Raw genomic sequence first — 21666 nt, forward strand, 5'->3', positions numbered from 1 at the left:
CGAAGGGAATATTATAAAACTAAGCAAAGATCATTTTAACCGGCCTTAATCTCACCATGTGGGACAACTACCCAATCGATATGGTTTTGCGTGTATATCTTGGTAGATTTCGAATCACTGTGTGCCATTCTTCCCTGAGGATCGATGCCCTGTTTATCGAAAAGATAGGCGGCAAGAGCTCGAATTTCGTGAAATGTTGGTCTTTCATCCAATGGCATTTTGTCGCAGAGACCCAACTTGTCACGTACCGCAGAAAATGACCGACTCAAGTAGTCAGGCGCAACTTGCGTAGGATGGGAAACCTCTTTACTGCGTTTCACCTGCCGTTCTGGGAGCCTGTGAACTATAAAAGGACTGGCCACACTATCGCGGCTATCGTCTATAATCCGCTTTAATACATCACCTATCGGTATTGCTACGTGCGATGCCTCTTTCTTTTGTACTTTTTGCCTGTGTATGTAGAGCGTCCCATAGATGCCATTTTCAGGTTGAGCTAACCATACGCAGCCGCAGATTCCGTCTTTAGGTTCACTGATTGAATACCGGATTCGTGACACTTCAAGGCGCGCGTGCGTCGTCTGCAATGCTAAATCCATCGCTGTGCGTAACCAGGGTTCGGCGGCCCGCCGAATGGCTTTAAAGTTATCGAGTGAAAGACGCTGGCGTTTCTTCTCTTCGGTTCTTCGCATTTTTTTGCGTGAAGCAGGGTTATCAAACATCAATGATTCATCGACCGCATACGAGAACAATTTTTTAAGGAAACTAACCTTTCGGTTTTGTACGTTCGCTGATGAATCTGAGTGGAAACGATTTATGTACGCGTTCACATGCTCCAGCTCAATATCGCAAGCAGGTATGATATTAAAAAACTCTTTTACCCTAAGAGCGTCGTTGTTCCAGTCGTCAAGGGTACTTGGCGACGGTCGCTCATTCTCTATTGCTCGCTGCATGATATGATCTACGTGCTCAGCAAATGGTTTAGCCTCACCAGTAACACCGCCTGATTCTCGGATTAACAATTCAACAGATGGTGCATTTAATGGCCTCATTCTTAGGTTATATTCGCGAGCTATAGCGATCGCCATAGCCCGGTCTTTACCAAGATTTTTCTTCTTCCCCGTTATTAGTGTGAATTTATAAACGCCACGATCCTTATCAAATAACAAGTATTCTGGAAGATGACGATATTCTCTTTTTCTCGGTCTGGCGGCCATGGTCAACCTTCATTTATTAGCTGAAGAACCGTATGATTTACCATTGAGTCTACTCCCCACTTTTCAGACTCGTAGACGAACACAGTGCCGTCTACAATTTTTCCAGTGAGAAGGCCATTTTCTACCCAACGTTTAATGGTTCTGTTATCTGGAATAGAGTCTTTGGTAAATTCGCGTTTTCCCCATTGACTCGCTTTCATTAGTTTTGCCATGGCTATTTCTCCATAAACCGGCTGCACCCGGTTATCGAACGTTAAAAGAACATGACGAACACCCACCTCGAAGTCCGTCATTACATCTTCTGCATAGCTGGTGGTCTCTATTATCCTTATCTGTTTCGTAAATCTTCATTTTGGCAATAATCAGCTTAGATCCTGGGAGAATCTGTTTGCGAAGGTTTGCAACTTCATCGGCTAATTCCAAAAGGCGGCAATGAAGGTCCTTTGCTTCATCCTTATACCAGGCTAAATCATCCCGCATACGCCTCCATCGCCGGCGCTTTAGTTTACTTGGCATCAGTCATCATCCTCATCTTCTTCGTCATCGCAGGATGCGAGCAGTGGATTCATTCGCCTCCCCACCTGACTGGCGTAGCCGCTGCGACCGAGGTTGTGTAGCACGCTGTAGATTTCGAACATTTCGGTTCGCTCATCACCAATATCAAGCTCGCAGGCCAGCGCGTGGCATTCAGTGGCGAGCGCTGATATCTTCTCAAGCAGTTCGACCTTATTCACCTTTCACCTCCCTTGGTGTAGCTGTGAAATGCTCAACGCCTTTAGCCCAAATAGCTTTGATAGTCGTCCAGGTGACAGGTACTGTTATTTCAATTCTCCCGCTGCCGTCACAGGTTTCACATTCATCATCACCAAAGCATTCCGGGCAGTTTACGAACTTGGTTTCTGAAAACTCACCTGATAGCGCCCCCTTTGCGCCGTTCTCAGCGGTTAACCTCATAGGCACCATCACGTAACCATCCGGAATTACCGGAGAGTTGCCAGCCTCATAAGCTACGCGCATCCAGTGATAAAAAGCTTCAGTGGTAACACAGCCGCAATCTACCTCAATGACGCAGTTTTGTTGCGATAACCATTCTTCGAATTTCATGACTTACCTCCATTGAGCATGGCGGCGCGGCAGGCGTTAAGGACGTGCTTAACATTCTCAAGGCTTGTGCCCCACTTTTCATGATCTGACAATAGGGCGTAAACAGCTTCGGCATCCGGCACGGGCTGCGCGTGGCGATAGAGAAGCACATCTCCCATCTCTTCGCGCTCAGGAGGCCACACATCGGCATCAGCACCACTCCGGAGATAGTCAAGATTAGCCTGGTCAATTACCGCCACCGGCTCGCTGTCCATTGCGGCCAGCGCCATGCGGGCCAGTTCTTTAATCACGGTGCAATTTTCAAGCCCTTCGCACTCATCCATTAAGAGCCAGTCATCATTCAAAATTTTCTGAATTCCTTCTTTGGTCAATATGCTCATGCCGCGCTTCCTTCTGATTTGTTAACGATTACGCCGTCATAAACTTCTTTGAGGTGGCCGCGCAGGTCCATTCGGCGCAGGGCGCTGTACATGTAATCGCACTCGGCCTGTTTGTTGGCCTGAAACGGCTTATGCTCCCGAGAGCACCACAGTGCGTTACCCGGCCAGCCGTGGACTTTGTATACGCGCCCGTTCCTGACGTGCAGCAGGCCCCAGCCCGGCGGCAAATCAGAGACGTCGATGAAGCCAGGCTCGGCCATAAAAAAGCGCCAGTCGCCCATACCCTGGTTAGGCATCCTTCTGAATGATTTTTTCTTGTCCGCCAAAAAGTCTGCGCGGGAACACTTAACTTCAATCAAACAGGAAGCCAGGTTACGGAAGCCGATCGCATCTGGCTGCTCACCAGTGGCAACGGCAGCGACAAAGCGATCGTGAAAGGCCACCTTGAAACCGTTGTTTTGCAGAAAGCGGCAGGCTATCTGGCAAAGTTCATCGTGTGTCAGTGCCATCACTCAGCCTCCACCTTGATGCCAGCGGCGCTTATCGCCCGGATAGCATTCTGCGTTCCGTCCACAAAGCCATGGCAGTAATCTGTGCTGCCACCAGACATGTTCTGAACCGCGCCAAAATCGCAATCGACAAGCTTCACAGCTCTTGACTCCAGTTCAGAGATATGACAGCGAGCATCAATCTCATTGTTTTCTGCTGCTTTAAGTTGGCTTTCCAGCTCGGCGATGCGCGCCTTCATGCCATCAATGCGCTCACGCAGGTTAATGGGTGCTACATCGTCGGCATCCTTTCCGAACCCCAAAGCATCACGTGCTGCGCGTGATTCGCACATACGCTGATCTGCTTGTCCAGGAGACATTGAATATCGTGAGAGCTCCCCACCTAACTCAGCATTACGCCTCTCCAGAATGTCGATTCTGTCCTGCTGCTGGTTGATATGGTCGTCCTGAGCGGCGTTGGCACGCTGCGCCTTCTCCAGCGCCTCTTCAGCGGCAAGTTGTGCGAGCCCTGCCGCCTGAAATGCATCGGTGGCGATTTTGAGTTCCTCAGCAAAATGCAGGGCAGTGATTGCCAGGCTTTCTCTTTCTCCCATAGTTGGTGTGCTGCCGAGCGCGATCTGCTTGATTCGTTCAATGGACATACGCTGCGCCAGTTCGGTGATATCAGTTGTCATGCGACATCCTCCAGACCAATTAGCTCGGCAATCTGTGCCAGCGTGTCTTCGCTTTCTCCAACCGGCTTGTCCATCCAGTCAAATGAAATCAACTTGCCGCCCTCGATTACGCCGACATTGAAATCGTCGCTATCCACACCCCGAAAACCGTGTGATATGGCTCCATTGCGGGTCTCGTAGTGAATAAGGTCAGATGAATATTCGATACCGTGCCCACCTTCGTTACACCAGGCTCGCCGGATAATTACGATGAATGACTTGCTCATTTGGCCCCCTCGCGCAGCTGCTTCACGTAGGCATTAGCCAAGGAAAGGTAAGACAACGCTGACACTGCGTCGCTTTCATCAAAAATCTTATGCGTGGTATTGGATACGAACTCCTCCACCCCATCAGCCTTAATCCCGGCTACGATGCGATCGGTGGCGGGGGTTTCAGGCTTAAGTGCGTCAAGAACGGCGTGGATAACCTCTGTTTCGTTTTCAACCCATGACCACTCGGAGGTTTCATTCCAGTCATGATCCATTACTGCGGTTTCCATGAATGCATCGACTGCTTCGGATGGGATTTCCTTCTGGCTAAATACATCCTTCAGCGCCACATTCTCCGCAGCCAGCTGAGCATTTTGGTCCGCCAGTACATTCCCGCCTTTGATGGCAGCATCCAGTGAAGCACTGCAAATGCGAAACTCTTTAGCCAGCTTCAGGAACTTCTGCTCTCTGATCGACAGCTCGCCTGCGCTCTCCAGGGAAGCGATGAGCTCGTTTACTGTTGAGATGTTCATGCTGTCCACCATTCAATAAACATGCAGATACCAACGGTTACTACGGCAATCAGCACACAGCAGATCACATCGAACAGGGCGGCGAACCGACGGAGGGTGTATTTGCTGTAATTGTCAGGATCAATATTCATACCGCCTCCCCAAGCACCCAGCGCAGAGCCTCGGCATATTCGCCGCTGGCATCTTCGAGTGCTTTTGTAATTTCCTTGCGTGATTTGATACGCGGCTTTGCTTCACCAAGAACCTGGCGCTGTCGCCGGGCTTTTTCATGGCCCGTGGTGCCGGCGGTCGCTGTCTCGATCTGCTTGACCTTCTCCCGTTGCTCTTCGGGTTTCAGCGATGCCAACTGACGCGCCTGGGTAACGGTAATTGTTCCAGCCTCTACAGCTTCCCGGACGGCCTGGGTAGTCTCGAGGAGGGAGAGCGTTGCTCGAACGGTCTGAACGCTGCAGCCAAACAACACTGCAATGTCGTCCTCATCGAGCCCGCGATCGAGTGCGTCTGACATTTTTTTAGCCCGGCCAAGCGGTGTATCAGGTCGGCGAATTTCGTTTTCGCTGACCATGTATTTAGCCATCTGATTTGCTGATCCGCGCTTAACGACCCCAGGAACAAGCAGTGGGGCTTTGCCCTCTTTCAAAAGAAGCTTATTTGCCTCCAGGGTATGCTTAACACGCTGACGGCCTACAACTACGCAGGTGAGCCCCGTTTCAGAGTCTTTCCAGACGATAATCGGCTCCAGTACACCCAGCTCCTTGATATTCAGAACCATCCCTTCGTCGATAGGAAGGTGGACCCGCTCATCGTAGAGAGGGTGGGTCTTATCGGTGACCAGATGAAGCTTTTCCGGTTCAAACGAAAGGGCGTTGGTTTTGCCGCTGGCGCCGTACACGTCGATCGAGTTTTTAGCCATGGTTTTTAACCCCATTCAGGCCTGCCAGTACAGCTGCCTGCGCAGTGTTTTGGTTCATTGCTTCGGTAAGGGCGATAAACGTAACATCCAGCCGTGAAGCGATATTGCGCATTAACTCTGCTTTTTCCGGTGGTAGATCTGCTGCCGCAGCGTAAGCTGCAGCGACCAGTTCTTTAACTTTCATATGTGCCATTAGCGCCGCTCCATCAGCTGGTGGAAGCGGTTCATGAACATCCCGTAGGCCTGGCCAGGGCGAACCGGATTAATAACGAATTGATCCGTCGGAATAATGCCTTCGAGCATGGGCCAGACAGTGCCGTCGTCGATCTCAAAGTCACGACGTTCGCTGGCCAACATCACCAGGTCGGCATATTTAACGGTCGGGTGCTGCTCAGCCGGCAGGCCGAATTTCTGACGTATTGCTGCATCAACCCGAGTCTCTATTGCGCGATAGTCAGGTAAGAGATGCTTAAGCGGTGCCGGGATATCCTGCAGGTAAGCCTCGGCAGCATCGTGGAGAAGTGCCTCAAGTGCGAACTCCTGCGGTACGAGCAGGCTGGATAAAACGCTGTGCTGTCCAACGCTGTAGAACTCTGGCAGGTGGCCGGCAAATCGGCAGATATGCGAGAGGGCGGTTGCAATATCCTCTATCTCGATCGCGTCTTGCTGGATATCGAGATAATTAAAGTGTTTGCCTGAAAGGGTTTGAATAAAGCTCATTATTTTCTCCATACGTTACGCCTGCACAGCGCTGTTATTTGGGTGTAGAAATCCCTCGCCATAAGGCGATAAATAAAAGGATTACGCTTCAATAAATCCCCGCAGCAGCGGAGATTTAAGGCTGAGCAATCAGGCTTAGGCTTTGAAAGTACCGATGAAGGCCTCGACCGGCTTACCGTCGAACTTACCGATCAACAGGTCGCGGAACTCATTGGCGATCGCTTCTTCCTGGGCTTCCAACTGGACGATACGCAGGACGAATACCGGATCATTACTTTTCAGTAGGCTGTTGCGCAGGCTGAATGCACGTTCTCCGAGTCCTTCATATGGCACACATTTGAACTCGAACGCCACCGGCATCACGTCTTTACTGCTGGCTTCGATACTCTGCATCAGCGACTTTTTGCCACTGAAATCACCATCTTCATGATCGGAGGCATTAGTTTGCTGGATGGTTACGCGGCGAACTGCCTGAGCGGCCTGGGCGATTTTCATCGTGTTACCGTCGGCATCGAATGCAATCAGGTAATCACTCCAGTCTTCCAGCCATTCGGCGATTTGCTTCTGGTTGAGGTGATCCCCGTTGATCGACAGCAACGCGCGGAATGGTGCAGTCTTTTTAAGCTTGATCGAGGCGACGTTATCAGCGTGCCCGGGATTATCCAGCGTACCGATGTTGAAGATAGAACGCGCCAGCATGTTATCGGCATCAATAAAGCAACGGGCTTTTTCGTCTTCTTTGGCGTAGCCTGAGGAATAACGCACAAAGTCGTCGATGCTTGTGGTTTCCATCGCACCACGGAAACGAAAGCGCTCCGAGGAGAAGCGTTCGAGGCTTTCGATACCCGTGCCAGCTGGGAGGACAGCTGTTGGGCATGCCAGTCGCTGGATATCTTCCATGTAGTAACCGGAAAGCACCAGGTCCTGAACTTGCTTAATTGCGCTGCCATCTAATTGTTGAGACATAAAATTTCCTTAAAGAAAAATGTAGTTAAACTAAAAACGCATCAGTCACGGCCTATGGCGCCGTCCGTAGCTTTGCATCCGGCTCCCCGCCCAGAGTAAACAGGTTGCCCTGGTCTTCCTGCAGGATGGTCAGCTTGCCGCCGCGGTTCACGAACATCGGCGTTTCTGTCGTGTCTTCTTCGGAAACTTTCCCGCGAGGGGTGGGGGTGATGTACTGCAGCTTGTGTTTGATCATGACTCGCTTTTCTTCGATCGAATTGCCCATGCGATCGATGTCGAAAGTCAGTACTACTTTGCCTTTGCTGCCATTGTTCAAAACGCCAAGTGCGGCGGTATTGAGCGCCCCGGCGATCTTGTTGATGAACACGCCAGCATCCAATTCGCCCAGGAAATCTGGAACATTGGTCATGCGATCATTGCTCATAGCACTACCTCTTTGTTAGGGCGGCTGCCACCGCCGACGGTTTCTCCATACACAACACAGAAGAGCATCTGCGGTTGACGGCCGCCCGGGTGGATTGGGTTATGAGCCCGTCGCCCGGTGATGCTCTTGTGTCTTGTGTAAAAAGGGCGGTACCAGAAACAAAGGGAAACTGGCACCGCCAAACTACACACAGCTATCAGTTGTTACGGTGACGTTCATATCCTGAATTAACCCAAGCTCTGCGGGCATAAAAGAGGGCGGAGATTGCTGCGAAACCCTCTTTTCGTAGTTCGCAATATCTTTCAAGACAGTAATTTTTCACTATTTATGCCTCGCTTATCTTTTTACAGCACCGTTATTAAAGTTGTGGCGGTGGTGCCTCCACCTGCCGGTGTTAGCCAATCTCGGCGACGTACACTGCCCGGAAACGTACTCAAAGAACGGGTTGGCTCGTCACGTGCGCATAGCCGCAATTACCACAACGAAGAGAGCACTGCCGGTGTCCGAATCGAACGGACCTTTTCCCTGCCCATCACCAGATATAGAACTATCCTGGCGTCTGGAATCGAACCAGACTCTGTGCCTTGCTCGTCAATGCCCTCATCGTTGTGTCCCGGACTCTTCCCGGGCGTCACACCTTTTCGCCGCGCTGGTGGGGCGCACGTCGTGCCTGAAACACTTAGCTTGCACATTCCAGTTGTCCGGATAGCGCATGGAACTTCAAGGGAACCATCCGGGCTGCTAACGCTGCATGTGCCATACAACGGTCGTGAATATTGCCGTTCACAACTGGAAGCGCACTCCTTCAGTTACAAACCAGTCCCCACGACGTATGAAGATGGAATGCGCTTTCATGTTGTGTACGATTCATCTACCCCGGTCCGGCGGCGCCACCTCGCCGGGGCAGATGCAAAGGACCGTTACGCGATCATTCGGCTTGTTGGTCTGGCCGGAAGTATCAAGTCCCGACATCGCGGATTCTGCTTCTCCGCCCCGATTTCACCCCCGCTATTGTTTAGCGCGCAAACCGAGAAAATCGCCTTCAACGCTGTCGGCTTTCGCCATGTTCGATCAGGTATCTTCGGGCGGGGCGCCGGCGACCAACCGGCACAACCCCTACAGTATTAATCCAGGTCTACTGGACCCCCGACGCCGTGGGCTAAACGGCTGCTGTATGTCGGGTGAGTTTCTGTTGCTGGTGGTCAATCCAGCTCCGCAACCCCTCCCGAAGACACCTGTTTTTCAATCAAAACTTCAAATTACGCACCAGAGGGGCAGCAGTTGAGCCGCCTGACATTTGTACCCTGATACGGTTTACTGATGGTTTGCTACGTTCTTCGCCCGTAAAGCTGTTGAATGTGCATAACCCTAGGACTAAACGAGGGACGCCGCGTAAAATTACAATTCCTCCAGCTTTTGGTAGCTTGCGGTACGCCTTGCGGCGTTGTGCTGAATTCATCCTGGTTGCCTCTCACCGTAAAGTAAGTTTGCTGATGAATGTAGTATTAGAAGTCTTACATTTTAAGTCAAGAGGAAAATGTAAGAGGGCTTACTTTTTGTGGCGGGGCAATAAAAAACCCGCGGATGCGGGTTCGGGGGCTTAGAGATCGATGATTATTTGCTTAACTATACCGATCAGTTTTGTATCTTGGTTCACCTCTATAGGCTTAAACGACGGGTTTAGAGGTATGAGATAGGAAAATGGAGGGTCTATGGCGAGCTTTTTAATGGTCGCTTCACCACCAGTAACGGTTTGGGCTATCACAATTTTGCCATTTGCCTCATCAACAAAACCGTATTCTGGCTCGACAATGACAACCGAACCATCAGGAATGCTAAGCTCTTGGCTCGAAGTCATCGAGTGACCTTTAACACGTAATGCAAAAGCTGATTCAGATAGCTTCTTTGTAGTTTTAACCAGTTCGTTAGCTGGATCGCCAATAACCTCGGTCCAGTTACCTGCCTGAACCCAAGATATAACAGGCACTTCTCTAACAGATATCAGGTTAATGTTGATACCGTTCTCGATATCGCCTGTACCGAAGATAAGCCATTCGGGAGAACATCTCAGGCACTGACATACCAATACAAGATTCTCGCCTGATAACTTTGTGGAATCATTTTCCCATTGTGTAACCGCAGACGCGCTGACGCCGGCCCACTCAGCAACATCACGTTGCGTAAGTTTTTTCTGCTTACGTCTAAATCTTAATCTGCTGCCAACGGTATCCATAAAATCTCCTCCGGATTACACGTTAGCAATCTTACATTTTATTGACGTAAGTATGCTGTCGATATAGCATGTAAGTATGCTAACTTTTTAGGAGAGGTAATCCATGTTGAAAGCTAAAGTCGTCACGTTCTATGGCGGTATATCTAAAACCGCTACAGCTCTGGGAGTGACCCATAGTGCTGTATGCCAGTGGGGAGATGTTATCCCAGAAAAACAAGCGCTCTACATTGAGCGGCTCACAGATGGAAGGCTGAAGTACGACGCTTCCCTCTATCACAAGAATATCAATCCAACGACTCAGCAGTAACCACAGACGTAGGGGGTAAGCCGTGGGTATAGAACCTGAATGGAAAGTAGAGAAGCAACCGGCGTGGCTGGTGGCTGCGATTAAAAAAACTATCACCGAACTGGATGGGGGTTATGCAGAAGCTGCTGAATGGTTAGGCGTTACAGAAAACGCGCTCTTTAACCGCCTTCGCGCAGAAGGGGATCAGATATTCCCGCTCGGTTGGGCAATGGTACTCCAACGTGCAGCGAGCACAAATCATATAGCTAATGCTATCGCACGCCACTCCAACGGCGTCTTTGTTCCGCTTGCTGAAGCAGAGGATGTGGACAATGGCGACATTAATCAACGGCTTATGGAGTCGATTGAGTGGATTGGAAAACACTCCAGCTTCATTCGTAAAGCAACTGCTGATGGTGTTATTGATGCCGATGAAAAGGCTCAGATTGAGCAGAACAGCTATCAGGTGATGGCAAAGTTCCAGGAGCATGTAGCGCTTCTGTTTCGCGTTTTTTGTACTCCAGAAAAGAGTGACGCCCGCGAGTGTGCAGCTCCGGGCGTCGTGGCGAATAAATCTTTGTGTATGGAGAAATAATCCGCATGAGCAATTTAATCGTAAATCTTCAATTACCGCAACTACGGATGTACCCGATCCCGGGCGTTTCGTCGTTTCGGTATGAGCGCATGGTATGCGGTAAATGGGTCGAGTGTAACCACAGTCGGGCACGCGGAGTTGTGGGGGTCTTTAACCGGAGGGCTAAAGCGTTATGCGAGAAGTTAACCGGAAGTTCAAAGACCACTATGGCAATCCAGTCAGAGTTATCCGCTGGGAGCCTGAGACACGTCGCGTCATCTACCTGCGGGAAGGCTATTCCCACGAGTGCTTTAGCCCACTCGATCAGTTTCAACGCAAGTTCAGGGAAGTAGAGGGCAGCCATGAGCAGTAAATTACACGGCCTCGTATGGGAAGCATGCGCTTTCAAAGGGCTGATAATCTCAGAAATAGCGGTCATGGCTCGCCTGGCAGATTTCAGTAATGACGAAGGTGTGTCATGGCCAGCGGTAACCACTATTCAGCGACAGATCGGCGCCAAGAGCGAGAATACTGTCCGCAGCGCTATCAAAAAGCTTCAGGCTAAAGGCTGGCTGAAGAAGCAGGAACGGCGCGTGGGCGGAAAGAATAATTCGAACGTTTATAAACTCAATGTTGACATGCTGGAACGTGCAGCAGCTGAAGCAAAAATTTTCTACGCAACGCCACGTGAACAATCAAAATCTGATGCCTCAGAATTTGAGGGGTCAAAATTTGAGGGGTCAAATTCTGATGCCTCAAATAATGGGTCTGTACCCCCTCAAATATTGCGGGAGGACCCCTCAATGGTTGAAGGCGATCCGTCATTAGATCCGTCATTAGATCCGTCATCTAAAAAACCTTCTTGTCGGGCTCCTGCGGAACCCGACGATAAGCCGGATCCTGAAGTTGTTATTACCGATAACGCGATCGAAGTTCTGGCACACCTGAATCTGGTCAGCGGTTCCCATTACCAGAAATCTAAGACCTCGCTGGAGAACATTCGCGCCCGCCTCCGCGAAGGTCATACCGTTAGCGACTTGAAACTGGTAATTGACGTCAAGCATGAGCACTGGCATGGCAACGACGAGCAATACCAGTACATGCGACCCGAGACACTTTTCGGCCCTAAAAAATTCGAGGGATATCTGCAAAGCGCTATCCGTTGGGATGCTAAAGGCCGCCCGCCAAGGGAGTCGTGGGACAAAACCAGACCGCGGGATGTTAATTCAATTAGTCCAGTACAAACCACGATTCCACGGGGGTTCCGGGGATGAACATAGCCAAGTCGATCTTTGAATTTATTGAGAAGAATCCAGGCAAAATGCTGCGCGATATCACTGCGGCATTTCCTGAAACCAAACCGGTAACAGTGAAGAGCGCTGTTCATCGCCTTTACTACGACGGGGAACTTGCCAGCGTTGAAGTTACTGGTGGGTTTATCTACTTCGTAGCGGGATCCATCGATATTGAAGAATACCTGCCTGGTGGGCTTTCGGGGGAGATTCTTGCCCTTGAAGCGACAGCCAAAAAGCTGGAAGAGAAACGCTATTACCGCCGTGCGGCGACGGTATGGCAGCAACTTTGTGACAGCAACTGTACGGCTAAAGCAAGAGAGCGATACCTGCGTCTTAAGAATGCTTCTGTTCGAAACGCCAGAAACATGAATGATTCCGCCGGGTCATGCTATCTGGCCGGAAATTACTGCGGAGGTGACTTGTGCTCCGATTGAAGAGGATTTTGATAAGTCTCCGGCGCCTTGTGCGTTTGCATCACTGGCGTTACTGGTGGCAGCACGACGTTATTTTTCGCAGAAAATATGCACTCCTCAGAAATGACCTTTTCAGCTTTGATCGCCGTTACTGGTTACTGAGAGCACTTGTTAATGCTGATCAGCGCAGGGGAAAACTATGAGTCAGGAAGTACAAGAAGCTATGACCGCAGAAGAGCAAAATTTAACAAAAACCGTCAGCCCTTATTGCCTGGCACTTGAGGAACAGCGCCAGCGAAGTTCGCATTATTTGAAAGAAGTCGGGGATCAATGGCGTACCCCTGATCTGCTGTTCTGGGGCGTTAACGCTATGTTTGGCCCGCTGGTGCTGGACCTGTTTGCAGACGAAAGCAATACAAAATGCCCGGCATGGTATACCGCTGAAGATAATGCGCTGACGCAGGACTGGTCTGGTCGTCTGGTAGAACTCGGAGGAGCGGCCTTTGCTAATCCGCCGTACAGCCGTTCGCAGTACCATGAAAAACAAGCCATCACTGGCATGACTCATATTATGAACTATACCGCCGAGCAGCGTGAAAAGGGTGGTCGTTACATTTACCTCGTGAAGTCAGCAACAAGTGAAACATGGTGGCCGGAATATGCCGATCACATCATGTTTATTCGTGGTCGTATTGGATTCGATCTCCCAACGTGGTTTGTGCCGGCCGACGAAAAGCAGAAGCCCACCAGCGCATTCTTTGCCGGGGCCATTGCGGTATTTGATAAGACCTGGCGCGGTGAACATTTTAGCTATATCGATCGCGTTGAGCTGGAAGCAAAAGGGCGCGCAAGTATGGCGCTGGCTGAGTTTGCTGCAGGAAAATTCCTGTCACCAGTTTCGCCAGTTCAGTCTCCTGAAGTGATCATCCCCGATGCTGTTGCATCATTGGCTGAGCCTGAATCCCGGATCTGGCCACTGGAAGTTGGACTCGTCTTTGGATAGGTACAAGGCGCAGAGGATCTGGAGTTCTCCCAGCAGAACAAGCTGAAGGCCCATATTAACCAGTTGTGGCTGGAGCGCGTGCCCACCAGCGAAATCATAACCGTTGCTGGTGGTCTTGTCGGCAGCATGAGGGGGACCGCTCATGCGTGAGATTATTGTCGATAATTTCGCTGGCGGCGGTGGAGCCAGTACAGGTATTGAACTGGCAATAGGGCGCAGTGTTGATATTGCTATTAACCACGATGTTAACGCCGTTGCTATGCACCGCACTAACCATCCCGACACGCTTCACTATTGCGAAAGTGTGTTTGATGTATCCCCATTAGCCGCTACCAGTAGCAAGCCTGTCGGCCTGGCATGGTTCTCGCCTGACTGTCGTCACTTTTCTAAAGCGAAAGGTGCTAAACCAGTAGAGAAGGCTATTCGAGGGCTGGCATGGATCGTCATTCGTTGGGCGCTGGATGTTGGCCCGCGAGTCATTATGCTGGAAAACGTCGAAGAGTTTAAAACGTGGGGTCCGTTACTCGTGGCAGAAATGCGACCGGATCCGGCACGCATCGGTGAAACTTTCAATGCATTTGTCGGGATGCTGACCACCGGTATTCCAGCAGATCATCCTGCACTGGTGGAGTGTTGCGAGTTTCTGGAGTTTTCACCGGATAGCGAGCAGGCCAAGCGCTTAATTGCCGGGCTGGGTTATGTCGTCGATTTTCGCGAGCTGCGCGCCTGCGATTATGGCGCGCCGACCATCCGTAAGCGGTTCTTCATGGTGATGCGCCGGGACGGGAAACCGATAGTCTGGCCGGAAGCCACGCACGGGGATCCGAAGTCTGCCGCCGTGCTGGCGGGCCAGCTTGAGCCGTGGCGTACAGCTGCGGAATGCATAGACTGGTCAATCCCCGCACCGAGCATCTTCGGTCGCAAAAAGTCACTGGCAGAGAATACGCTAAAACGGATTGCCCGCGGCATTCAGCGCTTTGTTATCGAAAGTGCTTCGCCGTTCATCGTGAAGTGCAATCACACAACGACACGTGGCAAATACGACTGTTTCCGGGGACAGGCACTGGACGATCCGCTACAGACGATTACGAAAACCCACGGCTACGCAATTGCGATACCTCATCTGACAAAATTCCGAACCGGAGCTACCGGGCAGGAAGTCACCGATCCGTTGCCGACGGTGACCGCCGGTACCGCAAAACGCCCGGGCGGGAATGGTCATGCTCTGGGTATTGTTGAAGCAGAGCTGGCGCCGTTCCTGGCTGGCAATGGCGGCAGCGAGTACCAAGCTAAACCACGCCCGCTCGATAAACCCGCTCACACCATCCTGAAAGAATCGCGCGCCTGTGTCGTCGCTCCGGTTATTGCCCGGCAGTTCGGCGCCAGCATCGGACACCGTGCCGACGAACCTAGCGCAACAATCACCGCGGGCGGTGGCGGAAAATCACAACTGGTATCCGCATTCCTGGCGAAACATTATGGCGGGAACTATAACGGGGCGGGCGTAGGGCTGGATGAGCCAGCTCATTCAGTAACGACTGTCGATCACCACGCGCTGGTTACCGCGCAGATAGTCGGTGTTGGTGGTCGTGCAGGGCAGAGTCGTCCGCGAGACGTTAGCGAGCCATTGCAGACAATGACAACAAAGGCTGATGCTGCAATGGTGACTTCTCATTTGGTTAAGCTGCGCGGTACTTGCCGTGACGGCCAGCCTACTGACGAGCCGATGCCGACTATCACTGCCGGCGGCCAGCACGTAGGGGAGGTTAAAACGACTCTGGCGGTCGAGGACTATGACGAAGAGCGCGCGCAGCAGGTGCTGGCGTTCCTGCAGGAATACTGCGGAGAGGAATGCACCGGGCTGGTGGAGATCGGCGGAGTGACTTACCGCATCGTTGATATCGGCATGCGCATGCTGCAGCCACACGAACTTTACCGGGCGCAGGGCTTCCCCGAGTGGTACATCATTGACCAGGATTACCGCGGCGTGAAGTACGCGAAAGATAAGCAGGTCGCGCGCTGTGGCAATGCCGTTCCGCCACCGTTCGCCGAAGCGCTGGTACGCGCCAACTTACCCGAAATGTGCGTGAACAGAGAGGAGCAGGCAGCATGACTTCCTTGACCTTAAGGCAGCAGGAGGTCCTGGACCTCCTGATCGAATATCAGCGTAAACATGGTTTTCCGCCTACAACTTACGAACTGACCGGCATGCTGGGGTGCCGGTCCCCCAATGCCGCAGCAACGCACCTCAAGGCGCTGGAGAGAAAAGGGGCCATCAAGATTACCCGCGGGGTTTCCCGCGGTATCAGCATCACCACTTCGCTTTTGACCAGGGAGGTTTCAGTTAACCTCAACAGCATCGTAAAGGTGAAGCTTTATGACGTAGCCCTGAGGCATTTGAAAAGCCAACATGAGGAGAATCGTATCCGTCATCCGGGAATATTCGGAGAGTTCGTGCCGCCGGCGACAGATGACGATGGCTATTCAGCAATGACGCTTTGGAGTCTCATGTCGGACCTGGGGCAACTCTGCTATTGCGGTGGCGACGTGCCTTTCGAACTAAAAATGGTTCTGGAGGATTAATGAAATTTTTACTTCCATTCCCGCCCAGCGTGAACACCTACTGGCGATCCCCGAATAAGGGGCCCGCCAAAGGTAAACACCTTGTCAGCGCCGCAGGTCGTAAATTCAAGCATGCCGTACGCTCAGCGATCATCGAGCAACTGCGTGCAATACCCAAACCATCAACCGCGCCAGCAGCAGTAGAAATTATTCTCTATCCGCCGGACTACCGCAGACGCGATCTGGACAACTACAACAAGGCACTGCTTGATGCTTTGACTTATGCCGGTATTTGGGAGGATGACAACCAGGTTAAGCGGATGGCTATTGAATGGGGTGAAAACGTCAAGGGAGGGCGGGTAGAAATCACGATATCGGCGTATGAAAAAACGCTGGATGTTTGTTCAGTGGTAGGTTGAAGTCTATGCAACTTAGCATTAATCTCAAGGTGTGCAAACGAAACGGGCGTGCAGGCCCTTCGTCACATAAAAATGTATGGAGAAAGCTATGACTAACCACGTCATGGGTGCTGCTGCATCCAATAATCACTCTTTTTTTGTCATCGATGGTATTTCTGTTCGTCGTGATGTCCTTGGTCGCTATTGCCTAAATGATCTCCATCGTGCATCCGGTTCCCTTGATCGCCACAAGCCAGCATTCTGGCTGCGCAACGAACAAACCGCGCAATTGATAGGCGAGTTGCAAAATAGCAACTCGGATATATCAGAACCTGTAAGTGTCATCCGTGGAGGTAATGAGCAAGGCACATATGTTTGCCGTGAGTTGGTGTACGCCTACGCGATGTGGATCAGCGCTGTTTTTAATCTGAAGGTCATCAGAACGTTTGACGCGCTGCACACTGCCGGCGCTGCAACCGTCAATGCCGATCGCATCCAGGCTGGTGTAATCCTTCTGGAGTCTGCAGCCAAAATGCTCAATCTCTCCAATTCGTCAAAGCTCGGGGCATATCAGAAGCTTCAGCAGGTGGCCGGGTTGCCTGATTTAATGCCCTCTTATGCCATTGATGCGCCAGCTGGCGCGCAGGACGGTTCAAGCAGGCCAACACTTTCTCTCAGCGCTTTACTTAAAGCTAATAACATCAGAATGACCGCGAACCAGGCTTATCACCTTATGGCGGGCCACGGCATAGTCGAGCAGAAGGAGCGCCGTAGCCGAACAGGTATCAATGGCGTGAAAAGATTCTGGTCTGTTACGGCAAAAGGATGCCTGTATGGGAAAAACATAACCAGTCCGGCGAATCCCCGGGAGACTCAGCCACATTTTTTTGAATCCAAGTTCCCTGAGCTTATGAAGCTGCTTGGCATTGTTACGCAGTAAGGGGATGAAAATGAGAATGACACCTCCACACCTGCAACCAGTTCTCTCCAGGGTAAAGCGTTTTGTAGAGAAGCAACCAGAAGGCGCAACGCTTACCCACCTGACGCACAAAGTGGCGGCATATAGCGGGCTCAATCGAAAAGACAAAGAGACTCTGATCGATATTATCCGGGAAAGCGGGATGCTCTGCGTGATAGATGATGGAAGGTCTACTACCTTGCACCACCCGAAATATGGTCACAAATCTGTGGCGCCTGTAATGACACCTCCTCAGCCGACGATGGAATGCAAAATGAATAAACAGCTCGAAGTAACTCCGGAAGCATTACGTAAACAGGCTGACGCCTTGATCAAAGCGGCAGAGGAAGCGGAGAAAAAAGCCGGGGATCGTGCAGAAATTAAGAAACAGCTCGATCCCTTGAAGTTGGAGATTCTCCAGGCATATGGAATGGCCAGCAGGAAGTTTGACGAGTTCGTAGATGCTATGGCTGAAGTTGGTAAAGCCGTGCAGAAGCTTAAAGATCTGACTGTTTAGGGGGGATTGTGCGAGCATTGCTTACTCCGGAAATTGTGCCGCGCCTGGGCGTTGTTCTTTTCAAACCAGGCCGCGAATTGATGTCTCTCTTTACCGGCGGCCGTGTCCTGATAGAGTGTCAGCCAGAGAAGATGAAAACACTGCCCACTGGGCGGATCGCCGATGCACGTCAGCCCCTTGCAGAAATGGACATTCTGCGTTTTTTCTTGAGGGATGAGAGGGTTATTAACGCAGCTGGTGGAATTAACGCTCTTGAGGCCTGGCTTCTACGACATGTCAGAGAGTGCCAGTACCCGCATTCCCACTATCACCACCATGAATTAGTGACTATGCGGCATCCGCCTGGCGCCATGGTTGTCTGCTGGCATTGTGATAATGAATTACGTGAGCAGACCACCGAAATGTTGTCAGAGCTGGCTTATCAGAATCTGGTTCAGTGGGTGATTGAAAGGGTGCTGATCAGCCTTGGATACAATAAGGAGCGCGAATTATCGATGGCGGAGCTCTGCTGGTGGGCTGTGAAATCCGGCATTGCTGACGCAATAACCGAGACGATGGCGCAACAGGCCTTAAGACTGCCTGAGGAACCTTTCCTGTCCGTTTATAAGGATAGCGATATTGTCCCGTCATTTGCTGCAGGTGAAATCCTTCAGGATCTTGTTGAGGGCATAGACCTGGCGGACGCCAGCGTACTCATTGAGCAACCTCAGATTGAAAGTAAACCCATTCTGAGGCTTAGTGTCGATCCGAACAGCCCCGAATCATTTATGCGCCGCCCAAAGCGCCGGCGCTGGACCTGCGAAGTTTACACACGTTGGGTTAAAACTCAGCCATGTGAATGCTGTAGGCAACCATCAGACGATCCACACCATATAATAGGGAATGGTCTGGGGGGAACTGGCACCAAGGCCCATGATCTCTTCGTGATACCACTGTGCAGAGTGCATCACGATGAATTACACGCCAATACATCAGAGTTCGAAAAGAAATATGGCACTCAGTTGGAGCTGTGGGCTCGTTTTCTGGATCGGGTAATGGGTATCGGCGTCATTGTAAAAGCTTGAGTGTATGGAGTACTGAGCATGAATATTGAATCAATTCCCAAATTTTTCGCGCCCAAAGGAATGCATATTTCCGATAGCGGTCGTGCAACCGCCAGCGAGCAACTCACGGTGACAGATGTAATGGCCGCACTGGGGATGACACAGGCAGAGGCAGGAATAGGCCTGTCAATGTTTTTGGGTAAAGCTGGAATCAGCGAACATGACAGAAAGGCATCCGTCAGTTGGTTGGCTGAATATGCAAAATCAAAAGCGCCTCGATCGATAAGAAAAGCAGCAGGGAAGAAGTTCCCGCTGTGTATGCTGATAATAGCTCGGTTCGCTTATAACGACTATGCCTCGTCTGCAGCTGACAGCGTAGATTGCAGGAAGTGTTCTGGTTCAGGCTTCATAAAAAAAACCTCAATGGTGGAAAAAAGCCACTACAAAATGAGATTACCGCAATGGGCAAAAGACCTCGGGCAGTCACCTTCGGATTTTGAAGTAAAACGTCAGGTGGAAGAGATTGACCATGTTCTCTGCTTCAAATGCGGCGGCACCGGGAAAATCAGCAAGCGATGCCAGTGTGGCGGTACGGGAAAAACCCTGGACCGTAAAGAGTCAGAGCTGCAGGGAGTGCCTGTCTACAAAGTATGTAAACGTTGTGAAGGCCGCGGTTATAGTCGTCCTAAGTCTTCAAATGCTTACAGAGGTATGCTCTCTGAGCTGCCTGGTCTGCCAGAACGTACCTGGCGATACAGCTGGAAACCTTTCTATGAGAGTCTGGTTACAAAATGCTTTGAGGAAGAGAGTTATACCGACTCACAACTTAAACGTGTGACAAAGGTGTCTGATTTGATAAATATCGCATAATTTAGCGACACGTTACTTGCAAGGTTGCCGCTTTTGTGTAATTTTATCTATAACGATGGGCTTTGTATGTTCAACGTTGATTAACCCGCCAGCGAGCGGGTTTTTTTATGGGCTAAAATCGATAAAATCTTCTTCTCTTTCAATTAGTTCTTGCTGGATATCGTCACCAGAGTTATCTGTATGTCACACCACTTATTTGAGGTAAAAGACATGCTAAATCAGCAAGATATGACGGAAACAGCCAAGGCTGTTTTTGATGAGTTAAGTGACAAACCGGCTACGGCTGGGGAGATTGCTCAGAATACTCACCTGAGCCGCGAACGCTGCCAGCTCATACTTACGCAGCTGGTAATGGCGGGGTTATCTGATTATCAGTTCGGATGTTATAAGCGCCTCCAGTAATGGGGGCTTTTGCTGTGAAAATGGGCGGCTGGTGGGTGTTGTAGCACCCGACCAGCCATCAGCTCATGCTTTCAGGTCACAAGCTAACCACGGCCCACTGCTTTAGCGCAAAAGCAAAGTGAGCCTATCAGAGTTACGCTTACTGATCTATGAAAAATACTGTAAAAATATCCAGTATTGAATTAATCAATGCTGATTGCCTGCAATACCTCCCATCGCTACCCGATAACTCCATTGATCTTATTGTTACCGATCCGCCTTATTTTAAGGTGAAGCCAAACGGCTGGGATAACCAATGGAAGGGGGACGAGGACTATTTACGTTGGCTGGATAGCTGTCTGGCACAGTTCTGGCGAGTGTTAAAACCTGCCGGAAGCATGTATCTGTTCTGTGGGCACCGCCTGGCAGCGGATATTGAGCTGTTGGTGAGAGAGCGGTTTAACCTGCTCAACCATATCATCTGGGCTAAGCCATCAGGGCGATGGAACGGCTGCAATAAGGAGAGCTTACGCGCTTATTTCCCGGCCACTGAGCGTATCATTTTTGCCGACCATTATCAGGGGCCATACAGGCCCAAAGACGATGGATATGCCGCAAAGTGTAATGAGTTAAAGCAACACGTCATGACGCCTTTAATTTCTTACTTCCGGGATGCCCGGGAATCTCTTGGCGTGACGTCGGCCCAGATTGCAGAAGCCACGGGTAAAAAAAATATGGTTTCCCACTGGTTTGGCCTTAGCCAGTGGCAACTGCCGAATGAAGCCGATTATTTGAAGTTGCAGGCTCTGTTTCAAAAAATCGCCATGGATAAGCACTCACGCAACGAACTGGGAAAACCTCACCACCAGCTTGTCGCTACATGGCAATCACTTAACCGGAAGTATTCTGAACTTCAGCAGGAGTATTACCGGTTACGGCGCCCATTTAGCGTGTCGGTCACGGTGCCATATACCGACGTTTGGACACATAAGCCGGTTCAGTTTTATCCAGGTAAGCACCCATGCGAAAAACCTGCCGATATGCTTCAGCAGATCATTTCTGCAAGCACTCGGCCAGGGGATGTCGTCGCTGATTTCTTTGCTGGTTCGGGGTCCACACTAAAGCAAGCTGCTCTGCTCGGGCGGAGTGGAATCGGTGTTGAACTGGAAACCGAGCGATTTGAACAAACGGTCAGCGAAATGCGCAATTTGCTGGTTTAGCTCAGTTGGTAGAGCGCCTGCCTTGTAAGCAGGATGTCGGCGGTTCGATTCCGTCAACCAGCACCAATTCAGCGCCATTAGCTCAACCGGAGAGAGCAATAGCCTTCTAAGCTATCGGTTTCAGGTTCGAGTCCTGAATGGTGCGCCAGATAATGGCCTGACCTGATGACGGGCTCATAATCCAATCCATCAGGGCGTTGCGCCAACAACGCAACAGGCCGCCAGATA

The 21666-nt window shown here is 50.9% G+C and carries 31 protein-coding genes and 2 tRNA genes; 17 read left to right on the forward strand and 16 right to left on the reverse strand.

The features are described 5' to 3' along the window. Window positions 1-35: 35 nt before the first annotated feature. The 16 genes from EGY08_RS24115 to EGY08_RS24195 all read right to left on the reverse strand — a co-directional run bounded on the left by EGY08_RS24115 (window position 36) and on the right by EGY08_RS24195 (window position 9918). Complete coding sequence (locus EGY08_RS24115; RefSeq protein WP_064147086.1) at window positions 36-1214, reverse strand: phage integrase Arm DNA-binding domain-containing protein; 1179 nt, start codon at window positions 1212-1214, stop codon at window positions 36-38. 2 nt (window positions 1215-1216) lie between these two features. Next, on the reverse strand, window positions 1217-1426 hold the full coding sequence (locus EGY08_RS24120) for a hypothetical protein (protein WP_032422972.1): 210 nt from the start codon (window positions 1424-1426) through the stop codon (window positions 1217-1219). A 303-nt stretch (window positions 1427-1729) separates the two neighbouring features. Next, window positions 1730-1948 carry a hypothetical protein gene (locus tag EGY08_RS24130; protein WP_123829026.1) on the reverse strand — a complete coding sequence of 73 codons (219 nt, stop codon included), beginning with the start codon at window positions 1946-1948 and terminating at the stop codon, window positions 1730-1732. Continuing rightward, window positions 1941-2318 (reverse strand): hypothetical protein, encoded by a 378-nt coding sequence (locus tag EGY08_RS24135; RefSeq protein WP_123829027.1) that lies wholly within the window; start codon window positions 2316-2318, stop codon window positions 1941-1943. The genes EGY08_RS24130 and EGY08_RS24135 overlap by 8 nt, the downstream gene beginning before the upstream one ends. Next, window positions 2315-2698, reverse strand: coding sequence for a hypothetical protein (locus EGY08_RS31150; protein WP_228712759.1), 384 nt, complete (start codon window positions 2696-2698; stop codon window positions 2315-2317). Before EGY08_RS31150 ends, EGY08_RS24135 begins: the two co-directional genes overlap by 4 nt. Beyond that, on the reverse strand, window positions 2695-3207 hold the full coding sequence (locus EGY08_RS24145) for a hypothetical protein (RefSeq protein WP_123829028.1): 513 nt from the start codon (window positions 3205-3207) through the stop codon (window positions 2695-2697). Before EGY08_RS24145 ends, EGY08_RS31150 begins: the two co-directional genes overlap by 4 nt. Beyond that, window positions 3207-3881, reverse strand: a complete 675-nt coding sequence (locus EGY08_RS24150) for a hypothetical protein (RefSeq protein ID WP_123829029.1) — start codon at window positions 3879-3881, stop codon at window positions 3207-3209. The genes EGY08_RS24145 and EGY08_RS24150 overlap by 1 nt, the downstream gene beginning before the upstream one ends. Continuing rightward, the gene (locus EGY08_RS24155) at window positions 3878-4147 is read right to left on the reverse strand and encodes an antitoxin (protein ID WP_123829030.1); all 270 of its coding nucleotides are present in this window, start codon (window positions 4145-4147) and stop codon (window positions 3878-3880) included. The genes EGY08_RS24150 and EGY08_RS24155 overlap by 4 nt, the downstream gene beginning before the upstream one ends. Next, window positions 4144-4662: a hypothetical protein gene (locus EGY08_RS24160; protein ID WP_228712760.1), complete on the reverse strand. Its 519-nt coding sequence runs from the start codon at window positions 4660-4662 to the stop codon at window positions 4144-4146. Before EGY08_RS24160 ends, EGY08_RS24155 begins: the two co-directional genes overlap by 4 nt. Then, window positions 4659-4793, reverse strand: coding sequence for a hypothetical protein (locus EGY08_RS31265; RefSeq protein WP_262355930.1), 135 nt, complete (start codon window positions 4791-4793; stop codon window positions 4659-4661). Before EGY08_RS31265 ends, EGY08_RS24160 begins: the two co-directional genes overlap by 4 nt. Then, on the reverse strand, window positions 4790-5575 hold the full coding sequence (locus EGY08_RS24165; protein ID WP_123829031.1) for a ParB/RepB/Spo0J family partition protein: 786 nt from the start codon (window positions 5573-5575) through the stop codon (window positions 4790-4792). Before EGY08_RS24165 ends, EGY08_RS31265 begins: the two co-directional genes overlap by 4 nt. Further along, window positions 5568-5768 carry a hypothetical protein gene (locus EGY08_RS24170; protein WP_123829032.1) on the reverse strand — a complete coding sequence of 67 codons (201 nt, stop codon included), beginning with the start codon at window positions 5766-5768 and terminating at the stop codon, window positions 5568-5570. Before EGY08_RS24170 ends, EGY08_RS24165 begins: the two co-directional genes overlap by 8 nt. Further along, entirely contained in the window at window positions 5768-6295 is a 528-nt protein-coding gene (locus EGY08_RS24175) for a hypothetical protein (protein WP_042934058.1), read from the reverse strand. Before EGY08_RS24175 ends, EGY08_RS24170 begins: the two co-directional genes overlap by 1 nt. 135 nt (window positions 6296-6430) lie before the next feature. Next, window positions 6431-7261, reverse strand: coding sequence for a YfdQ family protein (locus EGY08_RS24180; protein ID WP_023343169.1), 831 nt, complete (start codon window positions 7259-7261; stop codon window positions 6431-6433). Between the two features lie 52 nt (window positions 7262-7313). Next, entirely contained in the window at window positions 7314-7685 is a 372-nt protein-coding gene (locus EGY08_RS24185) for a hypothetical protein (RefSeq protein WP_048999619.1), read from the reverse strand. A 1600-nt stretch (window positions 7686-9285) separates the two neighbouring features. Next, window positions 9286-9918: a LexA family protein gene (locus tag EGY08_RS24195; RefSeq protein WP_049592232.1), complete on the reverse strand. Its 633-nt coding sequence runs from the start codon at window positions 9916-9918 to the stop codon at window positions 9286-9288. 103 nt (window positions 9919-10021) lie between these two features. On the opposite strand from EGY08_RS24195, the gene EGY08_RS24200 reads away from it, so the two are divergent. From EGY08_RS24200 to EGY08_RS24280, 17 genes are all read left to right on the forward strand, one after another. Beyond that, window positions 10022-10225: a Cro/CI family transcriptional regulator gene (locus EGY08_RS24200; RefSeq protein ID WP_047683642.1), complete on the forward strand. Its 204-nt coding sequence runs from the start codon at window positions 10022-10024 to the stop codon at window positions 10223-10225. 22 nt (window positions 10226-10247) lie between these two features. Beyond that, window positions 10248-10799: a YmfL family putative regulatory protein gene (locus EGY08_RS24205; protein WP_049592231.1), complete on the forward strand. Its 552-nt coding sequence runs from the start codon at window positions 10248-10250 to the stop codon at window positions 10797-10799. Window positions 10800-10971: 172 nt separating this feature from the next. Next, window positions 10972-11151: a DUF4222 domain-containing protein gene (locus EGY08_RS24210; protein WP_064349867.1), complete on the forward strand. Its 180-nt coding sequence runs from the start codon at window positions 10972-10974 to the stop codon at window positions 11149-11151. Then, window positions 11141-12052 carry a conserved phage C-terminal domain-containing protein gene (locus EGY08_RS24215; RefSeq protein WP_123829034.1) on the forward strand — a complete coding sequence of 304 codons (912 nt, stop codon included), beginning with the start codon at window positions 11141-11143 and terminating at the stop codon, window positions 12050-12052. The genes EGY08_RS24210 and EGY08_RS24215 overlap by 11 nt, the downstream gene beginning before the upstream one ends. Continuing rightward, window positions 12049-12507, forward strand: coding sequence for a hypothetical protein (locus EGY08_RS24220; RefSeq protein ID WP_048258063.1), 459 nt, complete (start codon window positions 12049-12051; stop codon window positions 12505-12507). The genes EGY08_RS24215 and EGY08_RS24220 overlap by 4 nt, the downstream gene beginning before the upstream one ends. Window positions 12508-12709: 202 nt before the next feature. Further along, entirely contained in the window at window positions 12710-13489 is a 780-nt protein-coding gene (locus EGY08_RS24225; protein WP_416381356.1) for a phage N-6-adenine-methyltransferase, read from the forward strand. 142 nt (window positions 13490-13631) lie between these two features. Next, the gene (locus tag EGY08_RS24230; RefSeq protein ID WP_049592227.1) at window positions 13632-15602 is read left to right on the forward strand and encodes a DNA cytosine methyltransferase; all 1971 of its coding nucleotides are present in this window, start codon (window positions 13632-13634) and stop codon (window positions 15600-15602) included. Then, window positions 15599-16072, forward strand: coding sequence for an SOS-response repressor and protease LexA (locus EGY08_RS24235; protein WP_123829035.1), 474 nt, complete (start codon window positions 15599-15601; stop codon window positions 16070-16072). The genes EGY08_RS24230 and EGY08_RS24235 overlap by 4 nt, the downstream gene beginning before the upstream one ends. Further along, window positions 16072-16470, forward strand: coding sequence for a RusA family crossover junction endodeoxyribonuclease (locus EGY08_RS24240; protein WP_115660793.1), 399 nt, complete (start codon window positions 16072-16074; stop codon window positions 16468-16470). The genes EGY08_RS24235 and EGY08_RS24240 overlap by 1 nt, the downstream gene beginning before the upstream one ends. A gap of 88 nt (window positions 16471-16558) precedes the next feature. After that, a complete protein-coding gene (locus EGY08_RS24245) occupies window positions 16559-17389 on the forward strand; it encodes a KilA-N domain-containing protein (RefSeq protein WP_123829036.1) in 831 nt (276 codons plus the stop codon). Window positions 17390-17399: 10 nt separating this feature from the next. Further along, window positions 17400-17924, forward strand: a complete 525-nt coding sequence (locus EGY08_RS24250) for a hypothetical protein (RefSeq protein WP_123829037.1) — start codon at window positions 17400-17402, stop codon at window positions 17922-17924. 8 nt (window positions 17925-17932) lie between these two features. Next, on the forward strand, window positions 17933-18988 hold the full coding sequence (locus tag EGY08_RS24255; RefSeq protein ID WP_123829038.1) for a DUF968 domain-containing protein: 1056 nt from the start codon (window positions 17933-17935) through the stop codon (window positions 18986-18988). An 18-nt stretch (window positions 18989-19006) separates the two neighbouring features. Then, on the forward strand, window positions 19007-19837 hold the full coding sequence (locus EGY08_RS24260; RefSeq protein WP_049071743.1) for an antitermination protein: 831 nt from the start codon (window positions 19007-19009) through the stop codon (window positions 19835-19837). A 210-nt stretch (window positions 19838-20047) separates the two neighbouring features. Then, the gene (locus tag EGY08_RS24265; protein WP_016809733.1) at window positions 20048-20239 is read left to right on the forward strand and encodes a hypothetical protein; all 192 of its coding nucleotides are present in this window, start codon (window positions 20048-20050) and stop codon (window positions 20237-20239) included. A gap of 149 nt (window positions 20240-20388) precedes the next feature. Next, window positions 20389-21438: a DNA-methyltransferase gene (locus EGY08_RS24270; RefSeq protein ID WP_123829039.1), complete on the forward strand. Its 1050-nt coding sequence runs from the start codon at window positions 20389-20391 to the stop codon at window positions 21436-21438. Further along, window positions 21429-21504 (forward strand) — tRNA-Thr (locus EGY08_RS24275). Before EGY08_RS24270 ends, EGY08_RS24275 begins: the two co-directional genes overlap by 10 nt. A 5-nt stretch (window positions 21505-21509) precedes the next feature. Then, window positions 21510-21586: transfer RNA gene (locus tag EGY08_RS24280), tRNA-Arg, on the forward strand. Window positions 21587-21666 lie beyond the last annotated feature (80 nt).

It is taken from the genome of Klebsiella sp. FDAARGOS_511 (assembly GCF_003812845.1).
GTDB lineage: Bacteria > Pseudomonadota > Gammaproteobacteria > Enterobacterales > Enterobacteriaceae > Klebsiella > Klebsiella grimontii.